The organism is Sphingomonas sp. FW306-1B-B10E (assembly GCF_058782005.1).
Map to the genome: position 1 here is coordinate 26,106 of NZ_JBYSXG010000019.1, position 11,903 is coordinate 38,008.

At 67.7% G+C, this 11,903-nt stretch carries 12 protein-coding genes; 11 read left to right on the top strand and 1 reads right to left on the bottom strand.

The features are described from left to right. Window positions 1-76 precede the first annotated feature (76 nt). Genes AC3WJI_RS09670 through AC3WJI_RS09685 form a run of 4 tightly spaced genes read left to right on the top strand, consistent with a single transcriptional unit; the run spans window position 77 to window position 3,155 of the window. On the top strand, window positions 77-751 hold the full coding sequence (locus AC3WJI_RS09670; RefSeq protein WP_492757047.1) for an energy transducer TonB: 675 nt from the start codon (window positions 77-79) through the stop codon (window positions 749-751). Window positions 752-794: 43 nt separating this feature from the next. After that, entirely contained in the window at window positions 795-1,346 is a 552-nt protein-coding gene (locus tag AC3WJI_RS09675) for an RNA polymerase sigma factor (protein WP_492757048.1), read from the top strand. Between the two features lie 58 nt (window positions 1,347-1,404). Further along, on the top strand, window positions 1,405-2,388 hold the full coding sequence (locus AC3WJI_RS09680) for a FecR family protein (protein ID WP_492757049.1): 984 nt from the start codon (window positions 1,405-1,407) through the stop codon (window positions 2,386-2,388). Then, window positions 2,370-3,155, top strand: coding sequence for a helix-turn-helix transcriptional regulator (locus AC3WJI_RS09685; RefSeq protein ID WP_492757050.1), 786 nt, complete (start codon window positions 2,370-2,372; stop codon window positions 3,153-3,155). The genes AC3WJI_RS09680 and AC3WJI_RS09685 overlap by 19 nt, the downstream gene beginning before the upstream one ends. 11 nt (window positions 3,156-3,166) lie before the next feature. Here the strand turns inward: AC3WJI_RS09685 and AC3WJI_RS09690 are convergent, their stop codons facing one another. Further along, a complete protein-coding gene (locus AC3WJI_RS09690; protein WP_492757051.1) occupies window positions 3,167-3,883 on the bottom strand; it encodes an STN domain-containing protein in 717 nt (238 codons plus the stop codon). A gap of 381 nt (window positions 3,884-4,264) precedes the next feature. Here AC3WJI_RS09690 and AC3WJI_RS09695 point away from each other — a divergent pair, with 381 nt between their 5' ends. The 7 genes from AC3WJI_RS09695 to AC3WJI_RS09725 all read left to right on the top strand — a co-directional run bounded on the left by AC3WJI_RS09695 (window position 4,265) and on the right by AC3WJI_RS09725 (window position 11,898). Then, entirely contained in the window at window positions 4,265-5,011 is a 747-nt protein-coding gene (locus AC3WJI_RS09695) for a helix-turn-helix transcriptional regulator (protein WP_492757052.1), read from the top strand. A gap of 11 nt (window positions 5,012-5,022) precedes the next feature. After that, a complete protein-coding gene (locus tag AC3WJI_RS09700) occupies window positions 5,023-6,684 on the top strand; it encodes a ShlB/FhaC/HecB family hemolysin secretion/activation protein (RefSeq protein WP_492757053.1) in 1,662 nt (553 codons plus the stop codon). A 22-nt stretch (window positions 6,685-6,706) separates the two neighbouring features. Then, window positions 6,707-8,485, top strand: a complete 1,779-nt coding sequence (locus tag AC3WJI_RS09705) for a DUF2341 domain-containing protein (RefSeq protein WP_492757054.1) — start codon at window positions 6,707-6,709, stop codon at window positions 8,483-8,485. Between the two features lie 22 nt (window positions 8,486-8,507). Beyond that, window positions 8,508-8,921 (top strand): ExbD/TolR family protein, encoded by a 414-nt coding sequence (locus tag AC3WJI_RS09710; protein ID WP_492757055.1) that lies wholly within the window; start codon window positions 8,508-8,510, stop codon window positions 8,919-8,921. Window positions 8,922-8,931: 10 nt separating this feature from the next. Further along, on the top strand, window positions 8,932-9,651 hold the full coding sequence (locus AC3WJI_RS09715; protein WP_492757056.1) for a TonB-dependent receptor: 720 nt from the start codon (window positions 8,932-8,934) through the stop codon (window positions 9,649-9,651). A gap of 79 nt (window positions 9,652-9,730) precedes the next feature. Then, window positions 9,731-11,485: a putative porin gene (locus AC3WJI_RS09720; RefSeq protein WP_492757057.1), complete on the top strand. Its 1,755-nt coding sequence runs from the start codon at window positions 9,731-9,733 to the stop codon at window positions 11,483-11,485. After that, window positions 11,485-11,898, top strand: coding sequence for a hypothetical protein (locus AC3WJI_RS09725; RefSeq protein WP_492757058.1), 414 nt, complete (start codon window positions 11,485-11,487; stop codon window positions 11,896-11,898). The genes AC3WJI_RS09720 and AC3WJI_RS09725 overlap by 1 nt, the downstream gene beginning before the upstream one ends. Window positions 11,899-11,903: the final 5 nt, after the last annotated feature.

Consider the following 11,903-nt stretch of genomic DNA (forward strand, 5'->3'; position numbering starts at 1 on the left):
CGTCAACGGCATGTAACATCCGAGTCCGATATTGGTTGCCTAGCGATTTTCGGCTGACAATCCGATGCGAATATTCATGCCCGGTCAAAGCAGGATCAACATCGTCGGCCTGCTCTGCTCCTTCGTGACTCAGGCTGCGCTCCTGGGTGGTTTCTTCTTGCCGAGCTGGTGGGAAACCCCGCCGCGGGCCAAGGCGCAGCGCGCCGAGCGGGCGCTGGTCATCGAGTTTCTGCCGCTGGCGCGAGAAAGCGGCACCCAGACGGGATCCGAGCACGCTCCCAGCGCCGACCGCCTGTCGCTGCGGGGGACGGATCGGCACGATGCGCCGGCACGGCCATTTGGCGACGTGATCCGTCCCGTGACGGTCGCGGCGCGTGCTGCCGAGACTCCGGTCGTGACCGCTGCTGCCGCCACCAGCGCGGCGGCGCCGATTCCAGTGGGCGAGCTCAGCGCCTATCAGCGGCGGCTCTACGAGATCGTCGCGCGCAACAGCCGCTATCCCGCCGAGGCGCGGCGGCTGCAACTGTCCGGGGTGACGCATCTCGCGTTTCGCCTGGATCGTCTGGGCAATGTGCTCGACAGCTGGATCGAGCGCAGCTCGGGGTCGGACCTGCTCGATGATGCCGCGCTCGCCGCGCTCGAGCGCGCGCGTCCACTGCCGCCGATCCCGCCGATGCTACCAGGCGAATTGGAGTTCGTCGTCGAGATCGATTCGTCGCTGATCCAGCAACGCGCGCAACTCGGCGGTTAGGCAATTTGACGCGCGCGGCGGCCCCCTCCTGCAGCGAGGCGTTGTGAGCCAATCCGGCCGTGACGGCCTGGTCGGGCTGCTGCTTTCCACCTATCCCGAACTCAAGCGGCGGCTCGCGGCGCGGCTGGGATCGGCCGAGCTCGCCGGCGAGGCGCTCCAGGACACTTATATCCGGCTGCGCCGCTCGGACCATCTCGGCGAAATCCACAATCCAAAATCCTATTTGTTCCGCATGGCGATTAACATCGCCAGCAATCGCAATCGCGCCGAGGCACGGCACCTGTCGGCGGCCGACGTAGAGACGCTGACCGAGATCCCCGACGAGGCGCCCGATTCGCTGCGCATCCTCGAGGCGCGGTCGGAGCTCGCGGCGGTCCAGCGCGCGCTCGATGCGTTGCCGTCGCGGCGGCATGCGATCTTCCGCAAGGCCTGGGTCGACGGGACTTCGCACGAGGCGATCGCCGCCGAGTTCGGGCTGGCGATCCGCACCGTCCGCCACGAATTGCTGCTCGCGACCCGCCAGATCCATGCCGCCACGCGCGAAATCGCGCTCGCCGACTTGCAGTTTCGGCTCGCGCAAGTGTCTAGACGATAAGGAGGCGCGAGATGACGGGATGCGCCGCGTTCACAGCGCCATGGGACGGCAATCGCGAATGAAGGGGGACACCATCTTGGGCGAGGCCGAGCTCGCGCGACTCCGGCTGGAGGGGTTGGAGCATCTCAACCGCCTCCAATCCGGTGCCGCCACCGAGCGTGACGAGGCCGAGTTCCTGTCCTGGCGGGGGGCGAGCGCTGCGCATGAAGAAGCGTTCCGCTCGGCGGTGCGGCTCCAAAGACTCGTAGCGCGAGTCGAGCGCGGCGAGACGGCGGTCGAGACCGACAGCGCGGTAGTGCTGCCCTTCCGCAAGCCTCCCGCGCTGTCACGACGGATGGTGATGGGCGGTGCGATCGCCGCCTCGCTAGTGGGAATCCTGGCGGCTGGCCGTTCGCTGGACCTGATTCCTTCGCCCGATGTCCTGCGCGCCGACTTCAGCACCGGCGCCGGACAGCGCAAGCTAGTGCGGCTGGCCGGCGGCGCGTCGATCGATCTCAACACGCGCACCGCGATCGTGCTGCGCGGCGACCTGGACCTTCCCGCGGTCGAGCTGATTCACGGCGAGGCGGTGCTCGCCAGCGGGAGCAGCCCGGGCGCGCGCGTCGCGTTGCTCGCCGGGGCGGGACGGAGCACCGGCCACGCGGCGCGCTTCAACGCGCGGCGTGACGAAACGGGGGTGTGCATCACGTGCCTGGGCGGCGCGGTCGAGGTCGCCTGGGCGGGCGAGACGCGCCGGCTGCAGGCGTCGCAAGACGTGCGCTACGACGATGCCGGGATCGGCACGGTCGGCAGCGGGGTCGACACCGGCGTGCTGACCGCGTGGCAATCGGGCACGCTGATCTTCCACAACATGGCGATGCGGAGCGTCGTCGCCGAGATCAATCGCTATCGACCGGGGCGCGTCTTCCTCGCCAATGCCGAACTGGCCGAGCGTCAGCTGAGCGGCACCTACCATATCGATCGCATCGACGATTTCTTCTCGCAGGCGCAGCTCGGGCTGGGGGCATGCAGTCGGAAACGCCCGTGCGGGGCACGATGGTGATCGATGCGTTGCCCGCGATCGTCCCGATGCTGGTCGCGCGGATCGGCGAGAGCCGGACCGCGGCGGACCTGCGCGACTGGCTTTCGCTCGCCGCGCAGATGCTTGGCTTTGTCGGCTGCCATTATATCCATATCGGGCATTCGCTGGTCGATCCTGAGCATCGCACGCGCGATTGGCCGGCGCGATTCCTGTCGACACGCGAATGGAGCGAACGCGCGGAAATCGCGGCGTGGCTCGCCGCCGATCCGATCGCGTTGCATGTCCGCGGTGCCTTCGCGCCCTTCGCGTGGTCCACCGGTGGGTTCGAGGATGCTGAGCCGATCCTACGGCCGGATGCAGCGAGCCAGGCCTGGCTTGCCGCCGAGCGCGGCCACGGGGTGCGAGGCGGGGCGGCGGCGCCGGTGCAGGATTACGGCGCTGGGCCGGCCTATCTGAACTTCTTCGGCGGGGATGCGGAGCATGCCCGGCTGCTGTGCGAGCGCGGGGCGCCCGAACTCGCCTTCATCGCAATGCAGTTCCATGCACGCGCGAAGCAGGTGCTTCCGCTCTCGGACCGCGCGCATGTCCAGACAGCACTGACGCCGCGCGAGATCGATTGCCTGCGGCTGGCGGCGCTGGGGCGGACGGTCGCCGATACCGGTGCCGCGCTTGGGATCACCGGGCGGACGGTGGAGTTCCATTTGAAGAACGCGGCGGAGAAGCTTGGCGCGCCGTCCAAGGTGCGCGCAGTGGCATTAGCGGTAGGACGAGGACTGATCCACTTCTAGGCGATAGGCGGTCAGCGTCGGCCGGTCACCGCGACGCGCAGCGGTTGGGTCAATCCCGCGGGGGGATGGGGAATCGCGGCGCCGGTCAGAACCAGCCGGAGCAGCCGATCGGTGGTGCCGTCTCCACTGCTGCGCTCGATCCGGACCTGCGCGACCCTGGCGTCCTCGCCGATCCGGATCCCGATTACGGCACTGAAATCGCGCCGGGCGGTGCGCTTGTCGGCCTCGAGCCGCGCCTGGAGCGCCTGTTCGAGCAGGTCATAATAGACGCGCCGGTCGAGCGGCGGGGGCGCCGGGGTCGGCGCGCGCTCGCGTACGACCACGCGGCCGAGCGGGATCAGCGCAGCGGTGTCGCGGATCTCGGGACTGTCGGCGGGGGCGACGACCACTGCGTCGGATCGCGTATAGCGCGCGACCAGCCCGGTGCCGCCGAGCAGCCGGCGCAAGGCCTCGCGCGGCGTGAACACGCCCTTGACCGGTGCCGAGCGGCGCCCGCTGGTCAGCCCGCTGGCATAGAGCAGGGGCACCGCGGTGATGCGAAAATATTGGTCGAGCGCGCTGTCGAGCGACTGAGCTGGGATGTCGAACACGACGCGCTGTTGTGCGGCCGCGGGGAGCGCGTGGGTTGCCGCCGCCGCCGCGACGAGCGCCAGGGAGTGGGGGAGCACCATGACGCGAAGATAGGGCGGAAGTGGCTTGCTGGCGAGTTGCGCGTCGGCGGGTGCCACGGTGACCAGCTTATTTCGATCCTGTGGAAAAGCGCATTAATTCGCGCCGATTTCGTTCTAGACAACACCGCGAAGGCCGCCAATATTTCGTATAGATGCAATAATAAGGTCAATGATCGGTGATTGCCGACTTTAAATTCGTCCAACAAATAAGTCTTATACGATGATCATCAGAACATGAAGAAGTGATTAATTGTCGTAGAAACTTAAGATTTCCGGATGACCCGGATCGAGCATTATCCAGTCTACCCATCCGCAAAATGTGACAATAAAAAGACTCTGACATAAACCAAAATGTAACAAATTTTCTTTGCCGCGGTCTGCGCAGCCAAGTGTCCTGTCAGCAAGGCGCTGATGGGGGGATCCATGCTTGCAACCTGTGTGCTGGAGCGCGCTCCGCACTCGATCGAAGGGTCGGCGGCCGAGGCGCGCCAGCCCGAACTCGCCCGATGCGCGAGCGTCGCGGCGTTGCGCAGCTGGATCCAGCATTTCGCGCGCGATCTCGGCTTCTACGGCGCGCGCTATGTCCATATCGGGCATGCGGCGCAGGCCGCCGCGGGCGCACCGGCGCGCTTTCTCTCGACTTCGCCGCGTGACGGCGCGGGCGCGTGGCTCGATTGCGATCCGGTGGCGGCGATGATGCGATCGGCCTTCGCGCCGTTCGCCTGGACAACGCGCGCCGCGCCGGGTGCCAGCGGGCTGCAGCGCGAATGGCTCGACGGCGAACGCGGCCGCGGCGTTCATGCCGGGATTGCAGTGCCGGTGCAGGATCATGCCGCAGGACCGGCCTATCTCAGCCTGTTCGGTGTCGACGAGGGCGGGACCGCGCGGTTGCTCGCCGAGCGCGCGCCGCAGCTCGCCTTTGCCGGAATGCAGTTCCACGTCCGCGCCAAGGCGCTCATCCCGCTTGCACCCGCCACACAGAGCCGCGTCGAGCTCACGCTGCGCGAGATGCAGTGCCTCGAGCTTGCGGCGATGGGCCGCACGGTGCCGGCGAGCGCGAGCGCGCTGGAGATCGCCGGCCGGACGGTCGAGTTCCACCTCGCCAACGCCGCGACCAAGTTGCGTGCGGTCAACAAGGTCCATGCCGTCGCGCTCGCCGCGAGCGAACGCCTGATTCTGGTCTGAGCGCGCCCCGCATGACCCGCAGGATCCGTTTTCGCGAGATTGGCGGCGCGCTGCTGATGGCGGCGGCGTCGCCGGCGTACGCGCAGGAGCAGGCACCCGAGAAGTTCATGATCGGCGCGTTCGACGTGTCCGGGGTGACCAAGCTGTCGAGCGCCGAGATCGAGCGGCTGATCTACCCCTTTCTCGGCCCCGGGCGCAGCAACGACGACGTCATCGCGGCGCAGAAGGCCTTGCAGGACGCCTATGCCGCCAAGGGCTATGGCGCGGTGCTCGTCGACGTGCCGGTCCAGCCCGCCGAGAGCTTCTCGCAGGGGATCGTGCTGATCGCGATCAACGAGGCCCCGGTCGGGCGGGTGCGCGTCGTGGGATCCGAGCATCATGCGCTTTCGGTGGTGCGCGCGCAGGTGCCCTCGCTGGTCGAGGGCCAGCCGGTCGACCTCAAGAAGCTGCAACAGGAAGTGGCGCAGGCCAATCGCGTGCCCGACCGCACGATCGACCCGGTGTTCCGCCCGGGCCAGGTGCCGGGCACGGTCGATATCGATCTCAAGGTCGACGACAGCCGGCCCTATCACGGCGTGCTCACGGTCAACAACGACGCGAGCCCGTCGACGCACCCGCTGCGCGTCGCGACGACCGCGAACTACACCAATTTGTGGGAGCTCGGCCACACGATCTCGCTGACCTATTCGGTGGCGCCGCAGGACCGGCGGCAGAGCGAAGTCTTCTCGGCATCGTACAACGCGCCGCTGATCGGGACGCCGTGGAGCTTCACGATCTACGGCTATCGCTCGAACAGCAACGTCGCGTCCCTGGGCGGCACCAACGTGCTCGGCAACGGCACCCAGATCGGGCTGCGCGCGAACTATCGGCTGCCCGGCGACACGCTGTCGCAGCAGATCAGCTTCGGCCCCGACTTCAAGGCGTTCAAGGAGCGGCTGTTCCTCGCCGGCAAGCCGCTGCGGCCCACCCCGATCCGCTATCTGCCGGGCGTCGTCGAGTACAGCGTGGGCGGCTATGGCGAAGGCAACAGCTTCGATGTGACGATCGGCGCGACGGCGGGCTTCCGCGTCGTGCGGCGATCGGCCTGCGTCGCGCTCGACCAGGGCCAAGTGCCCGATGCCGCCGCGGCATGCGCGCTCCCGGGCGGGGGCGTTGGCGTGCCCGAGGACCAGTTCAGCGGCCGCGGTGTCGATGCGCGCGAGAATTTCGTCCACTTCAATGTCGACGCCAATTGGGTGCAGGAGCTGCCCGGCGAGATGGCGCTGGCGCTGCGCCTGTCGGGCCAACTCGCGGATTCGCCGCTGGTCACCAACGAGCAGTTCGGCATCGGCGGCATGACCAATGTCCGCGGCTATTACGTCTCCGAAGCGGTGGGCGACGACGGCTATGTCGAATCGGTCGAACTGCGCTCGCCGGACATTGCCGGGTTGATCAGCGGCCCGATCGACGAGTTGCGCGCCTTCTGGTTCGGCGATCTCGGCTTTGCGCGGGTGCGGGCGCGGGGGCTCGAGCAGGAATCGCGCTTCCGTATCGGGGGCATCGGCGGCGGGCTCCGCTTCCGTCTGCTCGACAATTTTTCGGGCGAGGTCCTGGTCGGTATGCCGGTGGTCGACGGGCCGGTGAGCCAGCGCGGCGAGGCGCGATACACCTTCTCGCTCAAGGGCGAATTCTGAGATTTAGCAGGGGGATGCAAACGTGGGCCGATTAATACTGACCTGGCTGATCGCGATGCTCGTCGCGACGCCCTGCATCGCCCAGGAGGCCGCGGGAGGCTGGTGGAACAAGGACTGGCCCTACCGCAAGGCAGTGACGGTCGACACCTCGCCCTCGGGGACCAATCTGAGCGGCGCGATCGGCCGGACGGTGCTGCTGGTGCGGCTGCACAACGGCAATTTCACCTTCACCGACGCGATGCAGAACGGCGCCGATCTCCGCGTCGTCGACACCGACGGCAAGACGCCGCTGCCATTTCATATCGAGCGCTTCGATGCCGGCAACGGCCTCGCCGCCTTATGGGTGTCGGTGCCCAATCTCAATGGCGGCGAGAAGCGCCAGATCTGGCTGTATTTCGGCAACAAGAACGCGCCCGCGGGAAGCGACATCGCCGCCACCTATGATCCCGACACGCTCGCCGCTTATCATTTCAGCGAGAATGCCGGGCGTCCGGCCGCCGACCTCACCGCCAACCACAATGGCGCGCAGAACGGTGCGCCGGGGGTCGACGACAATGGCGTGATCGCCCGCGCCGCGCGCTTCCCTGGGCAGGGCGAGCTGACCATTCCCGCAACGCCCTCGCTGGCGATGCCCGCAGGCGCGCCGCTGACGCTCTCGGGCTGGGTGCGGCTCGATCAGGCGGCGGGCGAGCAGGCGATATTCACGCGCGGGCCTTTGGTGCTCGGCACGGCGAACGGCGTGCCGTTCGCGCAACTGGGTGAGCAGCGGATCCAGGGAACCAGTGCGCTCAAGCAGGGCGAATGGGCGCATCTCGCCTTCGTCGCCGACGGCCAGGCGCTGCGGCTCTATCTCAACGGAGTCGAGGCGGCGAACGTCGCGGGCGCAATGCCCGCGCTCGACGGGCCGATCACCCTTGGCGGCGGTGCCGGCCGGCCGTTCACCGGCGAGCTCGACGAGATCCGCCTCGCCAAGACCGCGCGCCCGGCGGCGATGCTGCTAGCCGCAGCGCAGTCCGAAGGGCCCGCGAACAAGCTGGTGACGGTGGCCGATTCGGCCGAGCGGCAGAGCGCGGGCGGGGGCACCTTCCTCTACGTGCTGAGCAAGGTCGAGATCATCGACGCCTTCATCATCGGGCTGTGCATGGTCATCCTCGCGCTGGCGATCGCGGTGATCATCTCCAAGTCCGGCTATATCAACCGTTCGGTCCGCGCGAATGCCGCGTTCCTACGGCGCTTCCGCGCGCTGCACGAGGATCTGGTGAGCATGAAGCAGGTGCCCGATATCGGGCCCGCCGAGCTGGCCTTCATCGACAAGGCGCCGCTCGCGCACCTCTACGAGATGGGCGTCGAGGAGCTCGAGGTGCGCCGCCAGCTCCGCGGCCGGCGTCCGCTGTCGGGAGAGGCAGTCGAGGCGATGCGCGCCGCGGTCGACGCGGTGATGGTCGAGGAGAACCAGAAGCTCGAGCGCTGGATGGTGCTGCTGACGATCGCGATCTCGGGCGGACCGTTCATCGGGCTACTCGGCACCGTGCTCGGGGTGATGAACACCTTTGCCGGGGTGGCGCTGGCGGGCGACGTCAACGTCAATGCGATCGCGCCGGGTATCGCCGCGGCGCTGATGGCGACGATCGCCGGGCTCGCCTGCGCGATCCCGTCGCTGTTCGGGTACAATTATCTCAATTCCCGGATCACTGCGCTCTCGGACGAGATGCGCGTGTTCGTCGATCGCCTGATCACCCGCCTCGCCGAGATGCAGAGCGAGGACTTGCCCCCGCCCGCGCTTCAACAGGCGGCCGAATGAGCGCGGATCGAGGAGAGCCGACATGCAGATCAACAAGCGCAGCAAGCCGTATGACGACATCAACATCACGCCGATGCTCGATCTCGCCTACGTGCTGCTCGTCATCTTCATCCTGATGGCGACCGCGTCGGTGCAGGGGATCAAGGTCGACCTGCCCAAGGCGAGCGCGGCGCAGAGCCTGGTCCAGCCCAAGACGATCGCGATCACGGTGACCAACGAGGGTCAGATCTTCATTGACGCCTTCCCGGTGACGCTCGCCGATCTCGAAACGCGGCTGCGCAACGCCAAGGCGAGCAACCCGGACGTGCCGATCGTGCTCAAGGGCGACCAGACCGCGCAATATGGCAAGATCACCGAAGTGCTCGACCTTTGCCGGCAGCTCGACCTCAACAAGGTCGGGCTGGTGACCGGCAAGCCGAGCCCCGGCGGCGCCTGAGGATCGGACGGTGGCCCAGGCAGCCCTCGAGACGTTCCGCGAGCCGCGTGGGCTGCCGCGCTGGACGCCGTATGGCGTCGCGGCTTTGCTCGTGTTGGCTCTGGCCTGGTTCGTCTACCAACAGCTCAACGCCGTGCGCGGGGTGAAAGTCGAGGCGCCATCGCCGCAGATCGTCAGCATGCTGCCGCCGCCTCCGCCACCCCCACCGCCGCCGCCCGAGCCCAAGGAAAAGCCGCCCGAACCAACCGAGCAGCCGCAGCCCTCGCCGGTCGACGCGCCGAAGCCGCAACAGCAGCAGCCCCAGGCCGCGCCGGTGACGATCGCGGCGCCGGCGCAGGCGGGAAGCGACGCCTTCGGGCTTTCGGCGGGCAGCGGCGGCGGCAATGGCGCGCCGTCGAGCACGGGCACGTGCCTCGGCACCAATTGCGGGCCTGCGCGCGGCGGCGGAATCGGGCTCGGTTTCTATCGCTCCTATCTGAGCTCGGCGTTGCAGCAGCGCGTGTCAGGCGACGACCGGCTCAACCGGCTCGCTTTCTCGGCCGACCTTTTGCTCACTGTTGACGCGCAGGGGCGCGTGACCGGCGCGCGGCTGGTCGAGGCGCGCGGGCGCGACGACGATGCAACGATGCGGCGGCTGACCGAAGTGCTGCGCGGGGCGACGCTCGACCCGCCGCCGCCGGCAATGGCCTTTCCATACAAGATCACGGTTCGGGGGCGGCGCCCGCTCTGAGCGGCGCCGCGAGCAAAAGGGATTCGGAATGTCGGGGTATCGAGATTTTGGCCGAACATTGCGCGCATGGCGATGCGGAGTGGCGGCGATCGCGTTGCTGGGCGCCGTGCCCGCATTCGCGCAGGGCGCGGCGCCGTCGGACAGCGCGATGGTCAACCTCGTCCGCCTGCTGATCGAGCAGGGCGTGCTGACGCCTGAAAAGGGCGCGGCACTGATGCAGCAGGCGCAGGCCGAGGCGGCGCAGGCGCGCGCGGCGCAGGTCGCTGCCGCGCCGGCCGGCTCGCAGGCGGTCGCGTCGCTGCCGCCGCCCGCGGCGGGAACGATCCGCGTGCCCTATGTCCCCGAGACTGTACGCGCGCAGATCAAGGACGAATTGCGCACCGAAGTGATGGCACAGGCCAAGGCGGAAGGCTGGGCGGCGCCGGGCACGGGCGCGCCCGATTGGGTCAACAAGATCCGAGTCCATGGCGACCTGCGCTTCCGCTCGGCCTCGGCTTTCTATTCCAAGACCAATTCGAACCAGATCATCGACGTGTCCAATTGGAACGCGACGGGGCCGATCGACACGTTCGGCGGCTTCCTGCCGGTCCTCAACGCGACCAACGACCGGTTCAACACCGCACAGATCCGCGCGCGGCTCGGCGTCGACGCCACCGTGGCAGGGCACTTCCAAGTCGGCATCCAGCTCGCCACCGGTGACGATCCCGGGCCCATTTCGACGAACGCGCTGCTCGGCGGCGGCTTCCGCAAGCGCGACGTGTGGCTGCAGAACGCCTATCTCAAGGGCGAGCCGATCAAGGGCGTGACCGCGATGATCGGGCGGTTTGACAATCCGCTGCGCTCGACCGACCTGATGTTCGATCCCGATCTGGCGTTCGACGGCGTCTATGGCGAAGTCGACGCCGGGCGCTATCTCGGCGACGACCTCACTTTGGCGATCCGCGGCGGCGCGTTCCCGATCAATTTCGGCGACGACAATTACCCGGCCTATGCGATCGAGAAGCGCAACTTCCGCGACCAGTATCTCTATACCGCGCAGGCCGAGATCGGGAAGAAGTTCGAGGGCGGGTTGGACGGGCGGCTCGCAGTCGCCTATCACAATTTCACCTATCTGCGCGGGCATGTCTCCGACCCCTGCGATGTCTATTCGAGCGACCGCACGCAATGCTCGACCGACGCGCTCGCGCCGGCGCTGATGGCCAAGGGCAATACCTGGATGTTCCTGCGTCGTTTCGATCCGAGCGCGCGGCCGGGCGACGCTGCGATCATCGAGCCGCAATTGGTCGGGCGCAAGTTCGGGTTCCGCGTGCTCGACGTCAACGGCACGGTGTCGGTGCCGATCGGCGATACCGTGGTTGCGCGCGTGACCGGGCAATATCTCTACAATTTCGGGTTCGATCCACAGAACATCTGCAACGAGAGTGTCGCGGGCGAAGGCCAGCCGCAGAACAATTTCGTCGCGGTGCCGGGCGATCTGCACGGGGTGTGCGAGGCAGGGTCCACGGCACGCTTCGTCGGCGGCAACCAGGGCTATGCCGGCTATTTCGCGATCGGGCACCGCGATTTGCTCAACAGCGAGGCGGTGCGCGCGCCACGCGGGGCCTGGGCGCTCCAGGCGGGGTATAAATATCTCGAGAGCGACGCCGTGCCCGACATCTTCACCGACAGTGATTTCCATTTGGGCGGCACCAACGCAAAGGGTTATTTCATCGGCGGTAAATATGCGCTGTTCGACGGGATCACCGTCGGCGGGCGCTGGCTGAGCGCCAACGAGATCGTCGACCAGCCGCTGGCGATCGACGTGCTCCATCTCGACCTCGGAGTGGCGTTCTGATGCGCCGGCTCGCTCTCCTGGGAACGGCGCTGCTGCTCGGCGCCGCGGGTGCCTCGCCGGCGGCGCAGCAAGCAGCTCCGGCGGATCCGAACGCGCAAGTCGCCAACCTCCAACGCGAGATGCTCGCGGCGCAGGAGGAGATTACGCGGCTGCGCGGCGCGCTTGCCGGGCAGCGTGACGCGGAGGCGCAGATCGCCGCATGCCGCGAGAAGAATGCGCGTCTGGCGGCGATCGGCAACGAGCTGATCGAGTCCTACGGCAAGCGCTATCGCAAGGGCGCGTTCCTCCCATTCGATACAGGACGGCGCAAGCTCGAGGCCGAGCTCCAGGAAAGCGGCGACCGCATCTACGACAATCGTGCCGATGCTGCGCCGCGTCCGGCCGTAAATCCTGCGCCGCCGAAGAATGACTGACGGGC

Coding starts and splice junctions, on each gene's coding strand:
- AC3WJI_RS09670 (WP_492757047.1), top strand. CDS start 77: ATGCCCGGTCAAAGCAGGATCAACATCGTCGGCCTGCTCTGCTCCTTC.
- AC3WJI_RS09680 (WP_492757049.1), top strand. CDS start 1,405: ATGAAGGGGGACACCATCTTGGGCGAGGCCGAGCTCGCGCGACTCCGG.
- AC3WJI_RS09700 (WP_492757053.1), top strand. CDS start 5,023: ATGACCCGCAGGATCCGTTTTCGCGAGATTGGCGGCGCGCTGCTGATG.
- AC3WJI_RS09710 (WP_492757055.1), top strand. CDS start 8,508: ATGCAGATCAACAAGCGCAGCAAGCCGTATGACGACATCAACATCACG.
- AC3WJI_RS09725 (WP_492757058.1), top strand. CDS start 11,485: ATGCGCCGGCTCGCTCTCCTGGGAACGGCGCTGCTGCTCGGCGCCGCG.